The 20,483-nt window shown below is 35.9% G+C and carries 18 protein-coding genes; 1 reads left to right on the forward strand and 17 read right to left on the reverse strand.

Going from position 1 to position 20,483, the window contains the following annotated elements; all coding sequences use genetic code 11:
* Window positions 1–12: 12 nt before the first annotated feature.
* The 8 genes from L323_RS37360 to L323_RS37395 all read right to left on the reverse strand — a co-directional run bounded on the left by L323_RS37360 (window position 13) and on the right by L323_RS37395 (window position 10,399).
* Window positions 13–1,815, reverse strand: coding sequence for a sensor histidine kinase (locus tag L323_RS37360; RefSeq protein WP_020816793.1), 1,803 nt, complete (start codon window positions 1,813–1,815; stop codon window positions 13–15).
* A 118-nt stretch (window positions 1,816–1,933) separates the two neighbouring features.
* Entirely contained in the window at window positions 1,934–3,259 is a 1,326-nt protein-coding gene (locus tag L323_RS37365) for an MFS transporter (RefSeq protein WP_020816794.1), read from the reverse strand.
* Window positions 3,260–3,518: 259 nt separating this feature from the next.
* Window positions 3,519–3,953 (reverse strand): RbsD/FucU family protein, encoded by a 435-nt coding sequence (locus L323_RS37370; protein ID WP_020816795.1) that lies wholly within the window; start codon window positions 3,951–3,953, stop codon window positions 3,519–3,521.
* Between the two features lie 31 nt (window positions 3,954–3,984).
* Complete coding sequence (locus L323_RS37375; protein ID WP_020816796.1) at window positions 3,985–4,998, reverse strand: aldo/keto reductase; 1,014 nt, start codon at window positions 4,996–4,998, stop codon at window positions 3,985–3,987.
* An 81-nt stretch (window positions 4,999–5,079) separates the two neighbouring features.
* Complete coding sequence (locus L323_RS37380; protein ID WP_020816797.1) at window positions 5,080–6,405, reverse strand: class II D-tagatose-bisphosphate aldolase, non-catalytic subunit; 1,326 nt, start codon at window positions 6,403–6,405, stop codon at window positions 5,080–5,082.
* A 212-nt stretch (window positions 6,406–6,617) separates the two neighbouring features.
* Entirely contained in the window at window positions 6,618–7,664 is a 1,047-nt protein-coding gene (locus L323_RS37385; RefSeq protein ID WP_020816798.1) for a galactitol-1-phosphate 5-dehydrogenase, read from the reverse strand.
* Between the two features lie 99 nt (window positions 7,665–7,763).
* The gene (locus tag L323_RS37390; protein WP_020816799.1) at window positions 7,764–9,275 is read right to left on the reverse strand and encodes a xylulokinase; all 1,512 of its coding nucleotides are present in this window, start codon (window positions 9,273–9,275) and stop codon (window positions 7,764–7,766) included.
* Between the two features lie 128 nt (window positions 9,276–9,403).
* Window positions 9,404–10,399, reverse strand: a complete 996-nt coding sequence (locus tag L323_RS37395) for a LacI family DNA-binding transcriptional regulator (protein WP_020816800.1) — start codon at window positions 10,397–10,399, stop codon at window positions 9,404–9,406.
* A gap of 525 nt (window positions 10,400–10,924) precedes the next feature.
* Here L323_RS37395 and L323_RS41150 point away from each other — a divergent pair.
* Window positions 10,925–11,026 carry an AraC family transcriptional regulator gene (locus L323_RS41150; RefSeq protein WP_278245001.1) on the forward strand — a complete coding sequence of 34 codons (102 nt, stop codon included), beginning with the start codon at window positions 10,925–10,927 and terminating at the stop codon, window positions 11,024–11,026.
* Window positions 11,027–11,072: 46 nt separating this feature from the next.
* Here the strand turns inward: L323_RS41150 and L323_RS37400 are convergent, their stop codons facing one another.
* From L323_RS37400 to L323_RS37440, 9 genes are all read right to left on the reverse strand, one after another.
* Window positions 11,073–12,629, reverse strand: a complete 1,557-nt coding sequence (locus L323_RS37400) for an ABC-F family ATP-binding cassette domain-containing protein (protein WP_020816802.1) — start codon at window positions 12,627–12,629, stop codon at window positions 11,073–11,075.
* Window positions 12,630–12,704: 75 nt separating this feature from the next.
* A complete protein-coding gene (locus tag L323_RS37405) occupies window positions 12,705–14,420 on the reverse strand; it encodes a methyl-accepting chemotaxis protein (RefSeq protein ID WP_020816803.1) in 1,716 nt (571 codons plus the stop codon).
* Between the two features lie 239 nt (window positions 14,421–14,659).
* The gene (locus L323_RS37410) at window positions 14,660–16,087 is read right to left on the reverse strand and encodes a flotillin family protein (RefSeq protein ID WP_020816804.1); all 1,428 of its coding nucleotides are present in this window, start codon (window positions 16,085–16,087) and stop codon (window positions 14,660–14,662) included.
* 85 nt (window positions 16,088–16,172) lie between these two features.
* Window positions 16,173–16,844, reverse strand: a complete 672-nt coding sequence (locus tag L323_RS37415) for an NfeD family protein (RefSeq protein WP_020816805.1) — start codon at window positions 16,842–16,844, stop codon at window positions 16,173–16,175.
* Between the two features lie 216 nt (window positions 16,845–17,060).
* Window positions 17,061–17,312: a hypothetical protein gene (locus L323_RS37420; RefSeq protein ID WP_020816806.1), complete on the reverse strand. Its 252-nt coding sequence runs from the start codon at window positions 17,310–17,312 to the stop codon at window positions 17,061–17,063.
* Between the two features lie 500 nt (window positions 17,313–17,812).
* Window positions 17,813–18,316 (reverse strand): GAF domain-containing protein, encoded by a 504-nt coding sequence (locus tag L323_RS37425; protein WP_020816807.1) that lies wholly within the window; start codon window positions 18,314–18,316, stop codon window positions 17,813–17,815.
* Window positions 18,317–18,343: 27 nt separating this feature from the next.
* A complete protein-coding gene (locus L323_RS37430) occupies window positions 18,344–19,111 on the reverse strand; it encodes an MBL fold metallo-hydrolase (RefSeq protein WP_020816808.1) in 768 nt (255 codons plus the stop codon).
* A gap of 1 nt (window position 19,112) precedes the next feature.
* The gene (locus L323_RS37435) at window positions 19,113–19,670 is read right to left on the reverse strand and encodes a PadR family transcriptional regulator (RefSeq protein WP_020816809.1); all 558 of its coding nucleotides are present in this window, start codon (window positions 19,668–19,670) and stop codon (window positions 19,113–19,115) included.
* 124 nt (window positions 19,671–19,794) lie between these two features.
* Complete coding sequence (locus L323_RS37440; protein WP_020816810.1) at window positions 19,795–20,466, reverse strand: S-layer homology domain-containing protein; 672 nt, start codon at window positions 20,464–20,466, stop codon at window positions 19,795–19,797.
* Window positions 20,467–20,483: the final 17 nt, after the last annotated feature.

A 20,483-nucleotide genomic window follows, 5' to 3' on the forward strand; every position in this document is an offset into this window, starting at 1 on the left:
TCATTAACTCCTTTACAATTCTGTAGCCGGCAGTCTGACAGTGACTTTAGTATATTGTCCAACTAAACTTTCTATCTTTAATCCATATTCCTTACCGTACAATAACTTTAATCTTGTATCCACGCTACTAACTCCAAAATCAGGTGACTTATTATGCTCTGCTGAACCACGAAGTATACTCTCAATTTTATCCTGAGTCATTCCTATTCCATCATCAAAAACATCAATATTAATACAATCCTTATACTTATAACCTTTAATTATCAGCGTGCCTTTGTCCTCTTTCTGCTTCAAACCATGGTAAATGGAATTCTCTACAAGGGGTTGTAAAGTTAACTTCGGTATTTGATATTTTAATATTTCCTCATCAAATTGCAGTTGATAATCCATATATTCGACATACCTTAACTTTTGTATAGATAAATAGTTATTTATAAGAAGCATTTCATCATTTATTGTTATAATGTCATTGCCTTTACTTAGTGAAATTCTATAAAATCCGGCAAGATATTTTGCTGACATTATGGCATTTTCCTTTAAATTGAGTTTTATAAATGAAATAATAGTTTCAATAGTATTATAAAGGAAATGTGGCTTAATCTGTGATTGCAGAAGCCTGAATTCACTTTCACGCTTTAACCTTTGTTCAATATAAATTTGCTCCAATAGTTTATTAATCCTATCCATTAGACTATTAAAACCGTCTCCCAGCATTCCAATCTCGTCATTAGCGTTAAAATCAGCTCTCAATCCTAAATTTCCCTGTTTTATTTCCTTCATAATTTTAACCAACTTTAAAATAGGCTTGGATATTGTGTAAGACAACAGATATGATGCTACAAAAGCAAACCCCAGGCAGGCAACTCCTATAATAATAATTAGTCTGGTTATTCCTTTATTCTCGCTGGTTATTTCATCCATAGGAGTAGTACTGATAATCTTCCAATCAAGCTTATCAAATTTATGTAAAGTCACCAGTATTTGTCTACCATCTATATTTGTTGTGAGACTACCATTATTCGGTATTTGACTCAGTTTATATTTACCCAAATATTTATCTTCTTCAAATTTTTGATATAAATCACGTTTATCCTGAGTAGATATAATATTATTTTTACTATCCAGTATAAAAAACTTATCATTTTCATTTATTATGTTATCTAAATATATTGAAGCTATATCAGTTTCCTTAATATAAAGTATTGCTATTCCCAACCGGCTTCCTGTATTTCTTCCGATAATAGATTTTGCAATTGCAAAAACATTTTCATCAGATCCATAACGATATTTTAATTTAAACAGATTTGTCCAAACAGGGCTTTTTGTTTCGATCACCTTGTTTATCATAGTTCTATCAAATTGGGAATATACGCTTGAATTATCTGCATATCCTATGTCAAAAAGTATGTTTTTTGAAGACATAATACTTGCAGCCAACATCTTAGTATTAGGTTGTACAATATTGCTAATTACTTCTTTTAATGTTTTTTCAACATTCATATTTTCAATTGAGTTCAAATCATTATTTCTTACCAATTCAAGTTGATTTTGCAATCTGTTCTCTGTAGATAGTATTCTTACATAGTCCTCGAAATTTCTGGTCAGGTTCATGAGATTCTTATCAATAAGTGTCAGCTCACGTTCAGCATTTTTCTTGGCTTTTTCGGTTATTGCCTTATTGGATATACTGATAGTAAGAAAAGTAAAAATGCTTAGCGAAATTCCTAATATTATTATATAAAAAATAAAAATCTTATTTTTAATTGAAACGTCCTTGAGCAATTTAGTTAAATGATTAAAGTACTTTTTTTTCATTTTTTTCAAATCCTGTAATTTAATTTTGATATTATTAGATAAGTATATCATCGGCAACATAAAAAGGTAACATAATTTTATTTATGTAATATTTTTATTATACACCGTAAACTTAAACTTATGTTTGGACAGTTGCATACTCTTCAAACTTCTTTAGCATTCGAATTACAATTAAACAACCCATAAGTAATACTCCGGCTGTGAGAAAAATCATTTGCATATTTTCTATTGTAAAACCTGCAGCATTATAACCTAAAGTATCTGTATTCTTAATAAAATATGCTCCTGCCAAAGTGCCGCAAAACCCAAATATTCCGTTAACTGCAGAAGAAAAGCCCATGTATATAGTCTTATTTTCTTTAGGAGAAAAAGTATATTGAATATTGTTTATTGAAATATTTATTCCAGATATCGCTGCCCCGCTTAATATATGAGCTATAGGTAATAAAAACAGTGTATTTCTATTTATAAAAAACCATATAAAAAAGCATATAATTTGAATAACAACCATTAATTTTATTAAATATAACCAAGATTTTTTATCTGCCAGTCTTCCCCACCATCTTACCGAGAGTACACTTGTAATTGAAGCAAGCACAGTCATTATTGTTATCAAGCTATACCCCAGTTTCAAATGTGAAACCATATAAACAGACGTAAATCGAGCTGCAAGCTGAAAACCTATATTCCATAATGCCATCAGTAAAACGACTATCATATATACATTATTTTTTAAAGGTATTGTAAATATATATTTAAATGATACTCTATTTTTTGCTAACTTATTATAAGGTTCTTTAATATTTGTAAACAAAATGAAATTAGCTATTGCAGCGCAGATTACAAATATGTAAAGTATAATAAATCCGGTTAACATTTCTCCATGTTTTTCATACCTATCAAGTACTTGTCCCATTACAAGAGTAATAATTGTAACTGCACCCAATACAATTGATTCCCTTCGTCCAAAATAGACTCCTCTTATTTTCTCCGGGGTTATATCCAGAATCCAGGTTTGCGATGCCGGTAAAGTAAAAGCTATGAGTAAATTAGCAATAAAAAATACTGCAATTAATAAAGAGAGCTGAAATACTTGCGATGATTTTATAAACGGTATAATGATCATCATGCCCAGTAAAAGCCTGCCGATAAAGCAAAACAAACATGTAATAAACTTTCTGTTTTCCATTTTTTCAAATACTATAGGTGAGAATGCCATTATTATTCCTGCTAATACTGGTATTGCAGAAATAATTCCTGATATCTGATTACTTGCACCAAGAAATTTTGCAAAACCTACTAGAAACGCACCGCTTGTCAAAGTAAGTATGCTTCTGGCAGTACACCCTTCAAAAACAGACATTTTTCTGGATATTTGCATATCGGCATCACTAAGGTTATCTTTATTAAAATAAATTTTTTTAACGTGCGCTAATAACTCCACATTAACCTCCAGTTTCCATCCATTAGGTTCAACTACCATTCATTAATCAATTCTGTAACATAAGCAAATTTCTAAGATTTATTAAGATTTATATGGAAGTTTTTACTGCCTCTGAATCTTATAAGCGTTATTGTTATTAGTACCACATTATCCTTATATTTGCATATTGTGGTACTAATAACGGTAAACGTTGTATTAATTCAAAACAAAAAATTCTTGCCATTTCTTTATGTATTTGTAGATAGTTATTATTGTATAATTACTCCTCTATTACTACACCTTTTTTTAAAATAATATTTGCATAAAGTGCTGCTTCACTTGTTGCAATTACTGCATACGCACTTTTTGCCCTTTCATAGAAAGCAAATCTTTCTATATTACCTATTTTGTTGTTTATCGGTTCATGTTTGTTAATTATTCCCTTATAAACTTCCCATATTGGTGTTTCTACAGCATCTCCGGGTACTACTTCCATTAATGCTACAGGTTTTTCAACGTAAGGATCAAGTGGAAAGAACTTCAGTAATGCATCCAACACCTCGGGTACTCCATGTCCATCCAGTCTAATCACCTTTTTTCCAAAGGTACCTGACGGGAAATTCCCATCTGCTATCACTATTTCATCACTATGCCCCATCTCCATAAGTGTCTTTAGTAGTTCAGGGGTTAAAATAGAAGGAATTCCTTTTAACATAAAACCTCCAAATCCGCATTTAGCGTTATAATTATTTTGTTATTTCTCCGTTCAAATCCCACAAATCCTTCCAATCCTTTGCTCCATCCCACAGGAATACTTGTCCTTTAATTAATCTACAGTTTCTATCAACACTTTCAATTTTTTTCATTTCCTCTTCAGTTAATGGATCTTCAACTGCACAACGAATATTACTTGAATACTCCTTTCTAAAAATTGAGAATGGGATTGGAGTCTGGCCTCTTTGTACAGCCCATTTGATACAAATAACAGCAGGATGAACATTGTGTGCTTTAGCTATCTCAACAATTACAGGTTCCTGAATATCAACAAAATCATCAGAAGTCTTATCACGATCTGGTCTGGTTGGGGAACCTATCGGGCAAAATCCAATTGGCTGTATGCCATGATCAAGAACAAATTTGAATAGCTCAGACTGTTGGAAGCATGGATGAAGCTCCATTTCAATTGCTGAAGGCATGATTGTGCAGTACTTCATCAATTCCTTTAATTTAGGTATAGTCATATTTGATGCTCCTATGTGTTTAACATAACCAGCTTTCTGTACTCTTTCCATCTGGTACCACGTTTCCATATACTGTTCAATTGAGAATGGTCTAGCATCCTTATTATGGTAATCAGGGGCAGCTCCCTTTGGATGGAAGTTTCTAAAAGGCCAGTGTACAAAATATAAGTCTAGATAGTCAAGTTTTAAATCCTTTAAGGTTTTTGCACAGGATAGTAATACATCCCCTTTCCCATGCATATCATTCCAAACCTTAGAAGTAATAAAAAGTTCTTCTCTGTTTATACCGGACTTCATAATATCTTCAAAAACATCTCCGATTAAATGTTCATTTCCATAAACAGATGCACAGTCAAACAATCTGAAACCCACCTCAGCCGCACCTTTTACGGCAGCAGCGATATCTTCAGCAGAAAATCTGTCTGAACCAAAAGTGCCCATTCCAATACCAGGCATCTTGTCTCCCCCACGTAATATTCTCTGAGGCACTAAGCTTGGATTTATAATATCATTACTCATAAATACATCTCCTTTTTATTTTATATTATTTATCTTAATCACTCGATAAATCTCATATTATACCGGGTATAAAAACCGTTTTTAAATAAAACATTTTGCTTCTGTAGCATATAAATAGTCATCAATACAGTTTACAACTCTGTCTTTTAAAAGACTTATAGGATTGTTAGATAATTTGCCATTTCTAACTTTACTATATTGAATAGGCATGTATTCACTTAATAAGGATAGTGGTATCGTTACCATATTAAGGTTTTGCAACATCCTCTCAATTGATTTCTGTACATTAGGGTCCGGCAGATAGTATCTGCATCTGTCAGAGAAACTGTATTTTCTGGCAAACCTGAGCTTCTCTCCATTGCCATGGTAATGTTTTTTCCAATTATCGGTATTTTGAAGCATGGCCTCTTCAAATACGTTTATAAGGTTTGAAAGATGAATATCAGGATTATATCTGAACATTTCTTCTTCGATTAAACTAAGAGCAAACAGTCCCTCTCTCAGTGCAAAAGTTAATGCTGGTCCTACCTTTAAAATAGCTATTCCATCCTCAACCATTTCTCTGAGTCCTGTTGGCGTCTGATAATCGGTGGAATGGCCCTCGAAAACAAGGTTAGGATATTTTTTGAGTGCCTGGCATAATTCTTTAGCTGCTTCACGGTTATATTCATGAATAGTCTCATCACCAAATTCAACACCCGGCTGAACTACAACAGCAATAACATTATCCCAGGCCTTCTGAAGCCCCAGCTTATAAAATGCCTGTTTAAAGGTTTCTACGGTTGTTTCAAAATCGCTTACCTCTGTAACATGGATGCCCTCGTCCTCTTCCTGACTTCCTCCGGGAATAGGTACTTCACTGCCCACAACATATACAGGCTGCAATGTATTTTTATCACTTTCAACAAGTTCTGCATATGCCTCCTCGGCAACTTTGCACAGTATAGCTCCTCTTTCAGCAATAACACCTGTATCCAGCTTTTCGTTGATATTATCATCTGCCAGATGCATACTTGTATCAATATGTATTTTTGTAAAGCCTGCCGAGACATACTGCTTTAATAATTCACAGGATTTTTCCATTGCTGTATCAGATTTTTCATTTTTCCATGTAAGTGGTCCCAGATGATCCCCGCCAAGTATTATTTTTTCTACAGGCAATTGAACTTTCCTGGCGATATCATATACAAATGCTTTGAAATCTACCGGTTTCATACCGGTGTAGCCCCCAAACTGATTAACCTGATTTGCGGTTGCTTCGATTAATACATAGCTGTCTGATTTTAAAGCTCTCTCCATAGCTGCCTCAATAACGTACTCATTTGCGCTGCAGGCAGAATATATTCCGACAGGTACTCCCTGTTTCTGCGTTGCAACTAATTGCTTTAATGGATGCAAATCTGCCATTGTTACGACCCCCTCTTTAAATAATGTGAACCTCTAAATTACTGAATATGGCTAATTATCTGTTATTTGTCCTAATCGAATAATCCATCCGATATCTGCGTCGCTGATCTCCTTTTCTGAAAGCGAGGATAGGCGTTACGACCCTGTACAACAGTTTCTAAGATTCATAGTAAGTAAATTTGCCCCTAAATCCAGATCTCTGTTTATTTTACTTAGTCATTAACTATCAGCACTTTTCCCTTAACAGTTCCGGGAACCTTGAACATATCAAAAGCATCCTTAATATTGCTAAGGGGAACTTTTTTGAATATAAAGCTAGTATCAAACTGCAGTTCTCCGGTTGAAAAGTAATGTGCGGTAAGAGCCCACTCTTTCCCCGGGAATGGTGCACTGTATGACATCCATGAGCCGGTAAGCTTAAATTCTTTTCTATTCATATTTTCAAATAGTTTTGGAGTAAATACCAAATCCTTTGTCGGTGTGCCAATAAAACATACCGAAGCCTTATTTCCTGCTATTTCAAAAGCCAGCTTCATTGTTACGTCAACACCTGCAGTTTCATAGACAAAGCCGAACCCCTTTTTATTAGTAAGCCCATCTATCTGCTGTCTAAAATTCTTATCAAGAGTATTAATAGTCTCATCAGCGCCCAATTTTTTTGCAAGTGCTAATCTGTCATTATCAATATCAAACACAAATACTCTTTTTGCACCAAATATTTTTGCCCACTGTGCTGTAAACATTCCTACCGTTCCACCACCAAGGATCGCAACATCTTCTCCTGCCCGATAATTGGCACAAAGTAAACCGTGAAGCGCTACTGTAGCCGGCTCGAAAAATGCTCCCTGCTCAAAAGGTACACTATCATCAAACTTGACAACATTTTTTTCAGGCATTTTTACATATTCAGAAAAGCTTCCCTGCTCTCTTGAGCCAATAAAGCTATAGTGCTTACATTGTGAATAATCACCTTTCTGACAGTCATCACATTTCAGACATGGAACTAATGGTACACCAGCAACTCTGTCACCGACCTTGACTGAAGTTACCCCTTCGCCTATTTCTGCTATTTCTCCTGAAAACTCATGACCTAGCACTATTGGGAAAAAATGTGCTCCATCACCAAGAACCCTGGGAATATCTGATCCGCATATACCGGTAGCCATCACCTTTACCAGAACTTCTCCCTTTAAAGCCACAGGTGTAGCTATCTCCTCATAACGAATATCATCTTTTGCATGTAATACTCCTGCTTTCATTGTTACCTCCCTTAACGCGTTCTCACTCTATCATTTATTTTATAAAGGCACTTGTTTTAAAGTATTTAAAGCTTATTTCAGAATTTCTAACTCCGTACCTTAAACTTTCTGCATTGTGTCCTTCAGTTTTTCATATAGTTCAAGGTAAATCTCGTAATTATTTTTATACCTGGCATGAGCCTGCAAATCAGGTTCATGTGTGCGTGTAATTACAATAGTATCCTCTACCGCCTGATCAAAGCTCTTATATAATCCTGTTCCGACACCTGCCAGAATTGCAGCTCCCAGTGTTGTAGCTGTATCTGAAGTTGGAACATTGATGGTTTTACCTGTTATATCAGCCTTCATTTGTGTCCAAAGTCTGCTGTTGGCAGCTCCCCCCATTGCAACCAGCTTATCTATGCCAACACCAATTTCCTCTGCAGTTTTCAAATTGTGCTGTAATGCAAATGTACAGCCTTCCATAATAGCTCTAATAATATGAGCTCTGGTTTTGTTATAACCCAGTCCGAAAAATACTCCCTTTGCATTCTTGTCCCACAACGGAGACCTTTCTCCAGCCATGTACGGTAAAAATATCAACCCTTCTGATCCCACAGGTATTTTTTCAGCTTCTTCATCCATAACTTTAAAGGGGTTTAACCCCTTTGCCTTGGCTTCTATTTCCTCAAATGCTCCAAGTTCCTGTTTAAACCACTTTATCGTTCCGCCTCCGCCAACTGTTCCTCCCTGTAAAAGCCAAAGTCCGGGTACAACGTGGAAGCTTAAAATAAGCTTCTGATGTGCAATTGCTGAATCCAGACATATACTCATTCCGCCAGCTTGCCCTCCTTGTTCCTGAGTTTGACCCACTTTTATAACTCCCGCACCAAGTGTTCCACAAGATGCATCCAATCCACCGGCAACGACAGGAGTACCCTTAACTAATCCTGTTTGCGCAGCAGCCACACCCGTTACTTCACCAATTACATCATGACATTGATAAATCTCTGGAAGCTTATCTCTATCAAATCCTAGCTCGTCACAAAAGCTATCATCCCATTTGCCCTCTTTCATATTAAAAGAATGTATACCATAACCCTGTGATAAATCCTGAGATATTTGACCTGTCAGTTTAAAAGCTATAAAACTGTTACTTTGCAAAAACTTATATGTTGAGTTGTAAACATCTGGCATGTTTTTCTTAAACCACAGTATTTTAGGTGTTGAATATGTAGGTTCAAATGAATTACCACTTAATTTGAAAATTCTGTTAAATCCAACTCTATTTATAGTTTCTCTACATATATCATCTGCTCTTGTATCCATCCATATTGGTGTATTGCTGAGAACATCACCCTTCTTGTCAATGGGTATAGCAGACCAGCTCTGTCCGTCAATACCTATTCCTGCTATTTGACTTGCGTTTATTTTGGAAGAAACAATTGTCTCTTTGATTGCGGTACAGACACTTTCCCACCATTCATTCGGGTTTTGCTCTACAAAGCCTGAATGAGGAAAGTATACCCTATACTCCTTTGTAGATTGTGATAATACTTTACCTTGAAGGTTAAATACTGCTACTTTACAGGCAGATGTTCCTATATCAATTCCTAGTAATAGTTTTTCCATATTGTTTACCTCGTTACGTTATTTGCATTTTTAAAATTATACGGCTAAACGTTTCGCTTTACTTGAAAATATTTGAGAAGCAAAATACATTCACTTCTCGTATACTTTTAAAAACACATTTTATTTAATTAATTTTCTACCTTCTTAATTGAATCCTTTAACATCAACTCTGTTTTAAGCCTAATCATGGATGGAAAATTTGAATTGTCACCTTTTAGCCGTCTTAATATCATATTTGCCGCTACTTCACCAATTTGTTTAACAGGCTGAATTACTATGGATAATGGAGGCTTTACTACTTTTGCCAGCTGTAAGTTATCAAAACCTATAAAGGATATATCATCAGGTACTTTTATATCACTTTCATTTATAGCCATTACGGCACCGAGAGTCATTTCATAGTTTGTAACCAGAACAGCAGTTGGAGGTTCCTCCATTTTTATTAATTCCAACAGAAGCCTATATCCGCTTTCTACCTGATAATCGCCTTTTTTTATAAGTTCGCTATCTATAGTAATATCATAATCTTCATGTACTCTTTCATAACCCTTCAAACGTTCCTGAGCAGTGTATATATCCCCAGGTCCACAGATAATCCCAATTCTTTTATGCCCCAGTATTATCAATTGTTCTACTGCATTATAAGAAGCATTCAGATTATCTACCAATACTGTATCACACTCTACCCCCTTGAGAGCTCTGTCAATAAGTACAACTGGAATATTTCTGTTAATAACCGAATTAATAACCTCTAAATCAGATCCCATCGGCATAGTAATAATCCCATCAACCATTTTTTTTACTAAAAAATCAAGCTTTTGTTTCTCAAGGTTTTTATCTTCCTTATAGTCACAAATTATCGTACTATAACCATTCTTAATTAAAATACTTTCTATATTTGAAACTATACTTGTGAAAAATATATTCTCAAGGCTTGGAATTAATAGTCCAATTGTCATTGTTCTATTAGTTTTTAACCCTCTCGCAATCTCGTTAACTTCAAAACCCAACTCTTTTATTGCCTTGTCAATAACAACACGATTTTCCTCCAGGACATTACCGCCATTAATATATTTTGAAATTGTCGCTATTGATAGCCCGGATTTCCTGGCAACATCCTTCATTGTAGCAGAGATATGATCACCTTCATTCGCGAAACGTTTAACTGTATTTATAGTATCAAATCAATATTTAAAAGTCAATAGTCATTTTGATTTGGGCTCTGTTGCAAAACTTTTGACTCTTCTCCAATACATCTGTTAAAATTATATCCAATTATCGGTATGCAGTTAATGTTATGTGAAATTAAATTTATTCAAATGGAAACACTATGAATCAGGTTTCAGGTGCATTTCATCTGCCAGAATAGGTTTAACCGAAAGCTTTCCCAACAGAACAGCATCCATTAGAATTTGAGCCATGTAAATGGATTGCGTCCGTTTACTCTGGCTCTTGCTACGCTGTTAATGTGATTTATAGCTAATGTTACCTGTTACTGAGTAAAGGTTGAGTAAGATTATTAATTGATTTAACTTGGGTAGTAGTACTCATGATTCCTTTCAATGTGTGGTTTCTGATAAGAAAACATTGGATTACAGTAAAATACATTTGTACGTTCAATTCAGTTGTCATCGTGCTCAAGTATAGAGGTGGCTTATGCTGTGGGTATTGAAGATCCGGCCTACTTTACTCATGTTTTTACGAAATATACGGGAATGAGCTCTAAGGAGTACAAACTAAAACAAAAATAGAAGCACTAATCTATATAAGATGAGTGCTTAATATATATTACCGTTATTAAACTATTTTTGTTGTCCAGTCCTCCACATTCCACACATCGGTAACCCAATCCTCATAGAATTCAGGTTCGTGGCATACCAGTAGTACTGTACCCTTAAACTCTCTCAATGCCCTTTTTAACTCATCTTTTGCATCAACATCCAGATGGTTTGTAGGCTCATCCAGTATAAGCCAGTTAACATCCTTCAACATGAGCTTACACAATCTGACCTTTGCGTTTTCGCCGCCGCTTAGCACCATCATCTGGCTTGTTATATGCTCTGTAGTCAAACCGCATTTAGCCAAAGCTCCTCTCACCTCAGCATTGCTCATACCGGGATAATCGTTCCACACCTCTTCTAATGCAGTATTTGTGTTATAACGTTCAGATTCCTGTTCAAAGTAGCCCGGGTACAGGTAATCATCAAGCTTTACACTTCCTGAAAATGGCTTTTGTACAGCTAAAAGGGTTTTCATTAAGGTTGATTTTCCTAACCCGTTCACTCCCTTTACAGCTACTTTTTGCCCTCTCTCCAAGGAGATATTCAAAGGACTTGACAAAGCCGATTCATAGCCGATTACAAGATTTTCCGTCTGGAAAATATACCTTCCGGGAGCCCTTGCCTCTCTGAATTTGAAAATGGGTTTAGCCTTTTCCTTAACCTTCTCGATAATCTCCATCTTGTCCAGCTTTTTTTGTCTGCTCTTTGCCATGTTTGTTGTTGCCACGCGAGCCTTATTTCTGGCTATGAAATCCTCAAGCTTCTCAATTTCCTTCTGCTGCTTCTCATATGCCTGCTGGGTCTGCTGTTTTGCCAGCTGATACATTCTCTGGAACTCATCATAATTACCTGCATACCTTGTGAGCACAGCATTCTCAACATGGTAAATTACATTTACAACGTCATTTAAAAATGGTATGTCATGTGAAACAAGAATGAATGCGTTTTCGTAATTTTTCAAATAATTTTTTAGCCAGTTAATATGATTCTCATCTAAAAAGTTGGTAGGCTCGTCCAGTATTAATATCATAGGACTCTGCAAAAGTAGTTTTGTAAGAAGTACCTTTGCCCTTTGTCCTCCGCTCAGGTTTGCTACGTCTGTTTCAAGACCTATATCCCCAAGTCCCAGACCGTTTGCTACTTCTTCTATCTTTGAATCCAAAATATAAAAACCATTGTGCTCCAATACGTTCTGTATATCCCCTACGTCTTCCATCATTGAGTTAATTTCACTCTCTGAAGCATCGCCCATTTTTTCATATATCTCCAGCATTTCCTTTTCCAAATCGAACATATACTGAAAAGCTTCTCGAAGTGCTTCTCTGATAGTCTTTCCCGGAGTAAGAACCGTATGTTGGTCAAGATATCCCGTTGTTATTCTGTTGCACCATTCCACCTTACCCTCATCAGGCATTAGCTTACCGGTTATAATATTTAAAAAGGTGGATTTTCCTTCTCCATTGGCACCGACAAGCCCTACATGCTCTCCCTTTAAAAGTCTGAAAGAGGCATCCTCCAATATTTTTCTGGCACCAAAGCCGTGACTTACATTCTCTACATTTAATATACTCATTTTGTACCCCTGATAAAAAATATATTATGCGCAGAACTAGTATAACTTATATTAATGGCTTTAGTCCATAGAAATCTATACTGTAAATTTCCCAACAATTTCCTTAAGTTTCTGAGTGCTCCTGCTGCTGATTTCCATTTCATTCTTAACCTTACTTACCATTTCAACTATCTCAATATTCTGCTCCGCTATACTTTGTGTTCCCGCTGCACCCTCATTTACTGTTTTGGTTACATCATTAATAGCGCGGATTATTCCTTCTACTGAAGCTGTAAGTTCTTGTGATGTTGCACTAAAATCAGAAATAAGTTCAAAAACAAATGCTGCATCGTTATTGTAGGATTCACCTGTTTTCACCATGCTTGAATAATCAGGTCTAACAGTAGTCTCCAGAAAATTCAAAACTGTTCTGGAGCCTTCAGAAAGGTCTGTAACTGCAGAAATAACTTCATTTGTAACCCTCTGTATCTCATTTACTGCTGTCTTGGATTCCTCAGCCAGCTTTCTGATCTCATCGGCAACAACAGCAAATCCCTTTCCGGCTTCTCCGGCTCTTGCTGCTTCTATTGCTGCATTCAGTGCAAGAAGATTAGTCTGGTCGGATATTTGTAATATTGTTCCGGTTAGAACATTAATATGTTCTACTGCTTTTGAATTTTCCAATGCAGTTTTTAATTTATGTGTTGTTTCTTCATAAATGTCATTTGCTGTTTTCTCAGATAATATTGAGCTGTCTCTTAATGTAACCGCCCGATTACCTATTTCTTCTGCCTCCAATGAACCATTTTGAGCCTTTTCATTCATTGCTTCTATTGCGGATTCAATTTCCTGTGATGACGCATTTACTTGTTCTGTTGCAGCAGCTGTCTCCTCCATGCCTGCAGAAATCTCTTCGGTAGTAGAAGACACATTTTCAACAAATGTATTTAAATCCTCCATTTTCTGTTCTACTAATGCTATTGAGTTTTCAACAACTGTTGATTCTTTAATTATTCCACTTACGATATTTCTCAGATTTTCCAAAAATTTATTGACTGAATCTGCAAGCTGCCCCACTTCATCCTTACGTTTGATATCTATTTGCTGGGTAAGGTCACCGCCTGTTTCAACTAATAAGTTGAGTTCTTTTTTAAGCATTTCTATAGGTCTAATTATCCCATTTGCAATCAGGAAGCTAAGTAACAAACCAACTACCAGAGCAAAAACAATTATTGCAATCATAATTTCCATTGCAAAAATAAAGTTCTTATTATTCTGCGAATTAATGTCATTTGCCACATTTCTACAGTATTCAGCTAAATCCTCGAGTGTCTTTTGCTCACCCCTTAAATAACTAATATTGTTATTGAGCAAATTAAGGGCTTCCTTCTTATTTCCGGCACATGCAGACTCTATTATTTTATCCCTTACGTCTCTGAATTCTTTTCTGGCTTTTTCAAATAACACAATATTGTCTGATTCAAATTTATCCAGTTTTGTTTTTTTATACTTTTCCCAATTTTCGTCTATTGCTTTTGAATTGCTTTCAATATTGTTTATAAACTTAGTTTGCGATTGTTTATCATTGCTATAAAATACTAAATAAAGTATATAATTTTCATTTTCATTTGTTTTACTTATGCTATCGTTCAGCCATTCTATGGGCAACAGCCTGTCCTGGTACATACTGCTCACTTCTATATGTGAGCTGCTTATAAAATAGTAACCTGTAAAACCTATAATACCTATGAACAAAAGTAAAACAGCGGATAGAAAAATTATTTTATGTGCTATCTTTAAGTTTTTTAACATATATTTCACCTCAACAATTTATATTTTATGAAAACATATAAATTGTAAACCTGTAATAACATACATGTCAATTTTAACCATGAAAATATAATATTTTCATTTAATTGCCCAATATTTGAATATTTTATGAAAGATTTATGTGAATTTTTACAATATGAAATATGTAAAATTTGTTTAATGTTGTATTTACGCATAAAAACAGCCCTGCAAAACTTTTGCAGGGCTGTTTTTATCTGATTCTATTCTGCGTCTTCCGCTTGATTTTCATTCTGGGTCTGAACTGTATTCTTTTTAAGGAAATCCAGTACGTTCATACCGGTAAGTGCTTCTACGGTTTCAGGCAGCTGAGATATTATATCTGTTACATATCCTGTTACCTTGGCTGCTCCTTTTCCTTGTCCGCCATTGTCTACTATAACTATTTTCTCTGTCTTTGAAAGCGGGCTTGCTACAGCATTTGCTATTTCGGGAAGTTTTTCTATAATCATCTGTGTAACGGCTGCATCATTGTACATTTTGAAGGCTTCAGCCTTCTTTGCCATTGCAAGAGCTTCCGCTTCACCTTTTGCCTTGATGATTTCAACTTCTGCCATACCTTCGGCTCTCTTAGCTTTAGCTTTAGCTTCACCTTCCATCTCAATGGCACGTGATCTTGCTTCCGCTGCTGCAACCTCTCTGTACTTGTTGGCATCAGCTACCTTTGTTGCCTGATAATTTTCGGCATCTGCCTGTTTCTTTACAGTAGCTTCAAGTTCTTTTTCTCTTCTCATAGCTTCCTGTTCTGCAAGTTCAATTTCCTTCTGTTTCTTAATTATTTCTACCTGCATCGCAGTTTCGGCAACTTCCTTCTTAACGATATTGGCTTTAATATCGTATGCCAGGTCAGCTTCAGCCTTAGCAGTCTGCTGATCCTTGTTATAGGACTGAACCTTTAGTTCCTTGTCCTTGTTTGCCTCAGCTATCTGTGTTTCCGCTTGGATTCTTGCCTCTTCACCCTGTCTGTTAGCCTCCGCGGTTTTAACCTTGGTTTCCTTGGTGGCATTTGCTTCTGCTATCTGAGCATCTCTCTTTACTTCAGCGATTCTAGGTTTTCCAAGAGCTTCCAGATAGCCATTTTTATCAGCTATATCTTTGATTGTAAGAACCTTTAATTCAAGACCCATGTTTTGAAGCTCTGTTGCTGCAACACCCTGAACATGTGATGCAAATGTTTCTCTGTCTTTATAGATTTCTTCTACAGTCATTTTTGAAACTATTTCACGGAGCTTACCTTCCAGAACCTGCTGAGTAGTTTTTGCTATTATCCCCAGCATATAGTCAAGTCCCTTTGAAGTATTAAACTGCTCAGCAGCTGACAGGATGGACTCTCTATCGGATTTAACCTTTACTACTGCAACTCCATCAGCTACTATTCCAACTCCCTGAGAAGTCAAGGCACCGTCAATTCTTATATCTATCTGCATGTTTTCCAGTGAAATAATGTCTGTTCTTTCAAGCATCGGCACAACAATACCGCCGCCACCTGTTATAACTCTTCTGCCTCTGAATCCTGTTACTACCAATGCTTTGTCCTGAGGTACCTTTTTGTACATTGAAACAAAGGTGAGAATCAATATAAATAGTACAACTATAATTACTCCCGGCACAAAATAAACTGAATCTAACATTTTAACACTCCTTTGTGATTTTTATATTTCAACCTTAAATTCTCCATATAAAGATTTAATATATTTGGAAAATAAAAGTTGTTTTCTAAATTAATACTTTTGACAACTCGCTTATATAGAAAGTATTATTCTCTATTTTACATATAAATACCTTTTCACCTTGTTTTACGGGTTTATTTTCAACATGTCTTGCAGGTGCGGTGTATTTTATTGAATTAATAGTGTACTTGATAGTACCAAAACCATTTTCCATAATATCGGTTGTCACTTCTGCCTGAACTCCCAAAAGTTTTTCTCTGGATACGTCAGAAGAATTTTCACTCCTGTAAAGGGGCTTTGCAACTAAATTATATAAAATTGTTGAAATGATTATTCCGGAACCCAATGCCATTATTAAAACCACAACCCAATTCCAACTTAAAAATTTAGTACTGGTAATTCCTATCCCTCCAAACACTGTCAGGAAGGAAACTGCTACCAATGGATTGAATAATAATCCCACCCACGTAAGGATGCTGTTTGACATATCAGTCCCATCACCACTATGAGACCCGTGAAGCGAGTGATTTCCATCAACACCTCCCCCATCGGCATGAACATGTCCCGGCATATGCCCGCTGTCTCCTCCATGTCCGTGCATATGAGAGCCGCCAAAGTCCCCGTTTGAATGAAAAGCTCCTGATATACCACTTATAATTAAAGAAATAATGGTGTAAAAAACTCCTACCAGAAAAACTGTTGTATAAAAGTGATACATAATACACCCCCAAATATAGATTGTACTAATTAAGCATAATCTTAGTTAAATTATATCCTACAAGCCAATTATTCTCAACAATCGACGATAATATTGTAATAATGTAATTATTTTGTAATTGATACAATTTTACTCCACATCTGTTTTTTTAATATATAAAAAAAGCACAGACTTTTAATGCCTATGCCTAAATTTTTTATATATTTTATATATTGATTAGAAGGTTCCATGAATAAGCTTGTTTCTGATTATTCTTTCAGACTTACTTTTATTGTTTTTACTTAATGTTTGTGCAGCTAAATCAAAGGCATTATTAATGGTAGCCTCACTCATCTGAAACTCTTTTGACGCAAGTTCCATGACAACCTTATCATGCTTAGGACTATAATATCCCGTCTTTTTCTCAAGTTTTTTATACTGACTCTGACAAAATTCATAAATCTCCAAACATTTTCTGGAATCCAACAAAGCTACACACTCCTTTCATGGTATATATACCCCAATTTTCCCTGCATAAACATTGTACTCAAAATTTATTAAAAAAGTATGGTCGTAATGTTAAATATTTTTAACAATTTACTTGCCTGATTTTTCATGGAATCTTTCTGATTGCTTTTACACATATTTATATAGAAGGTTTTATCAGCTAACAAAACGAAAGGATTTGATACTTATGCAGAATAGAAAACAACAAGACAGTATCTCCGTTGATAATATAAGTCAGGAAAATGAAATAAGAAAAGTAAAAAATAAATGGTGCGGGAAATGCAGGAAAAGACCCATTCTGTGTATACGACCACAAGAGACACGCAGTAGGATCAAAAATTACAACTGAGAACGGTATGCAGTCAGTTTGTACGGAAGAAGGCTCCTGGAAAACAAGTAAATAATAGCATGTGTAAAGCATGAACTTGTATCAAAGGCTTTCTTTTGGGTTACTATTGATACAAGTTTATGCTTTTCACACTTTATTTATTGCAGTTCCATTGGCAAGATACTTCAATAATACGTGCTATTTTTTCAAGTTCGTCAGCATCTGTCATGTCAAACCGGCCTATTTGCGGGCTATCGATATCCAGTACTCCTACTACTGCTCCTTCATGGCGAAGGGGCACTACAAGCTCGGAATTGGACGCACTATCACAAGCAATATGTCCCGGAAAATTGTGAACATCCATAACCAATTGAGTTGCGTTTTCCTCCACTGCTGCTCCGCAAACACCTTTTCCTACGGCGATACGAACACAGGCCACCTTTCCCTGAAACGGACCCAGTACAAGCTCCCCATTATTCATGATATAAAAACCTACCCAGTTAATTCCAATAAGCGCATCATTCAATAAAGCTGAAGCATTGGCCAAGTTTGCTATTGTGTTTGTTTCTCCTTCAAGAAGTGCTTTCATTTGTGACGCTAATAGCTTATACATTTCTTTCTTATCAGAGGGATAAATATTGTTAATATTGTTGTACATAAAGTCTCCTTTTATAATAACCCTGATTTAATCCAAAATTTGTTTTATTTGTTCACTTAAATTATTTTCAATCAAACCGCAGTGGTAACAAACTATTTTCTGTATGTCGTAATCCATTATTTTTTTCAGCGATTTTACGGCTTCATACATATTATGCGTAAATTGTGGGTCAGGCCCTATAAGCTTCAGTTCGCCGTCCGAAAGTTTTTGAAAATTCAAACCATCTCCTGCTAAAAGAGTTTTGTACCTGTTCAGGTAAACACAGATGTGTCCTTTTGTGTGTCCGGGAGTATGTATTATTGTGATGCCTCCACAGTAAGAAAGCTCCTGATTATCCACCAGTGTTTCAGTCACCACGGGTTTATTGGAAGAAAACAGGCTTTGATACTGCTCGCGTTTTTCAGGAGACAGCCCTTCCATCTGTTTCTTTAGTGCTTCCATCTTATCCCTTGTAAACTTCAAGGGCATCAAGTCTCCCTGAATATAAGGCTTTTCAATTTCATGGGACAAAACTTCTACCCTTTTACCGCTGCTGGCCTCAACTTTTTTAACTATTTCTGTAAGACCCCCAATGTGGTCCATGTCATGGTGGGTGATTATGACTTTTGTCAGTTTTTCAGGTGACACTCCTTCCTTTTCTATCAGATCTAAAATGCTGCTTCCCTGTCCGGGCAAACCAGTATCTATTAATACTAAATCATTTTCATCCCATACGATTACGGGATACATTATTCCTTCTACATTTTGTACATTTGACTTCAGTTCCAACATCGCCAATCCTTCTGATATTTTCATCCTATTTTCCCCCTTCATATTTGTTTAAAAACTCAATTGTGTCATCACACCATTTCAATGATGCCTCCAGAGATGTAATACCGTATTGAAGGGTAACAAGCCAGTATGGATACTGGGGCTTTTTCTTTGCATCATCATTATTCAGATAATATTCGTATATGCTGTTTAGCTGGTCATACTTTAACTGATTTCTTGCTTTGGCGGCTACCAGCATGCAAATAGTATCTTTTTGCTGCATCTGATTTCCAAAGGACAACTTCAATAAAAGCTCCGATCTTTTAGGCTGATATTCAACCGGCTCAACAAGCCAGGATTTCAGTTCTTTACGGCCCTCATCCGTAATAATGTATAACTTTTTTCTCGTATCTTCTTCTGAATGGCTTCTCAATATCAGTCCATCAGACTCCAACTGTGCCAGTACAGGATATAAATGGCCGAAATTCTCGTTCCAAAAAAACGAAATAGACTTATCGCAAAATTTCTTTATATCGTAGCCTGACATAGGACCTAATAGGCTTATTACTCCTAACACTGCATATTTTGTCTTGCTGTTTTTCATTTCCACACCTCCATTATATATCAGAGTGATATAGTCATATTGTATCACTCTGATATATAATGTCAATAAAAAAGAGGGCCTTTGATATTTCAAAAAGCCCTCTGCATTTAATATATTCTTGTGTTTATTCCTGTGTCTGTTCAACTGCGCGTGCTTCAATATATTTCAGAGCATTATAAATTTCTTCTGCCGCCTCTGCCCGTGTTATTTCCGCCTTTGGATTGAATTGTCCGTTACTGTCCAAACTAACAACTTTGTAGAGAATTGCTCTTTGTATTTGACCCTCATATTCAGGTGTAATGTCTTTTTGATCTGCAATCTCCCGGTATGCGATTTTCACAGTAGGCAGATAATAGTGGCTTTCCATGGTTTGTATCAACCAATGAGTAAACTCTTCCCTTGTCCATTTTTGTGCAGGATCAAGATCACCGGGCAGCTGCATACTATTTACTGCCGCAATAATCAATCCTCGAGCATACCATGCATTATTGTCCGCCTTCACAAAATAATCAGTGGCCTTTGGCTCCCTGGCAAATTTAACAAAATCCAGATTCAGGTTAAAAGCATTTACTATTAGTTGTACTCCTTGAACCGCAGTAACCGGTTCCTTAGGTGAAAAATTGCCTCTGCCCGTACCATGTACAACGCCTTTATCCTTCAAAGTAAGTATCTTATCCTTTGCCCCTACATCCTTTAGATCATTAAACCCGCTTACAGCAGCAAAGCTTGAAACTGTCATTGACAGAAGCAGTGCACCAGTTACTGATATACAAATTAATTTTGATTTAATCCCCATATTTTCCACCTCAGATT

Source organism: Ruminiclostridium papyrosolvens C7 (assembly GCF_000421965.1).
Classification (GTDB): domain Bacteria; phylum Bacillota; class Clostridia; order Acetivibrionales; family DSM-1351; genus Ruminiclostridium; species Ruminiclostridium papyrosolvens_A.

What these genes read in the sequence shown, in the direction of transcription:
- L323_RS37360 (WP_020816793.1), bottom strand. Translation starts at nt 1,815, where the DNA reads ATGAAAAAAAAGTACTTTAATCATTTAACTAAATTGCTCAAGGACGTT.
- L323_RS37370 (WP_020816795.1), bottom strand. Translation starts at nt 3,953, where the DNA reads ATGTTAAAAGGAATTCCTTCTATTTTAACCCCTGAACTACTAAAGACA.
- L323_RS37375 (WP_020816796.1), bottom strand. Translation starts at nt 4,998, where the DNA reads ATGAGTAATGATATTATAAATCCAAGCTTAGTGCCTCAGAGAATATTA.
- L323_RS37380 (WP_020816797.1), bottom strand. Translation starts at nt 6,405, where the DNA reads ATGGCAGATTTGCATCCATTAAAGCAATTAGTTGCAACGCAGAAACAG.
- L323_RS37385 (WP_020816798.1), bottom strand. Translation starts at nt 7,664, where the DNA reads ATGAAAGCAGGAGTATTACATGCAAAAGATGATATTCGTTATGAGGAG.
- L323_RS37390 (WP_020816799.1), bottom strand. Translation starts at nt 9,275, where the DNA reads ATGGAAAAACTATTACTAGGAATTGATATAGGAACATCTGCCTGTAAA.
- L323_RS37395 (WP_020816800.1), bottom strand. Translation starts at nt 10,399, where the DNA reads ATGAAGGATGTTGCCAGGAAATCCGGGCTATCAATAGCGACAATTTCA.
- L323_RS37400 (WP_020816802.1), bottom strand. Translation starts at nt 12,629, where the DNA reads ATGAGTATATTAAATGTAGAGAATGTAAGTCACGGCTTTGGTGCCAGA.
- L323_RS37405 (WP_020816803.1), bottom strand. Translation starts at nt 14,420, where the DNA reads ATGTTAAAAAACTTAAAGATAGCACATAAAATAATTTTTCTATCCGCT.
- L323_RS37410 (WP_020816804.1), bottom strand. Translation starts at nt 16,087, where the DNA reads ATGTTAGATTCAGTTTATTTTGTGCCGGGAGTAATTATAGTTGTACTA.
- L323_RS37415 (WP_020816805.1), bottom strand. Translation starts at nt 16,844, where the DNA reads ATGTATCACTTTTATACAACAGTTTTTCTGGTAGGAGTTTTTTACACC.
- L323_RS37425 (WP_020816807.1), bottom strand. Translation starts at nt 18,316, where the DNA reads ATGTACAACAATATTAACAATATTTATCCCTCTGATAAGAAAGAAATG.
- L323_RS37430 (WP_020816808.1), bottom strand. Translation starts at nt 19,111, where the DNA reads ATGAAAATATCAGAAGGATTGGCGATGTTGGAACTGAAGTCAAATGTA.
- L323_RS37435 (WP_020816809.1), bottom strand. Translation starts at nt 19,670, where the DNA reads ATGAAAAACAGCAAGACAAAATATGCAGTGTTAGGAGTAATAAGCCTA.
- L323_RS37440 (WP_020816810.1), bottom strand. Translation starts at nt 20,466, where the DNA reads ATGGGGATTAAATCAAAATTAATTTGTATATCAGTAACTGGTGCACTG.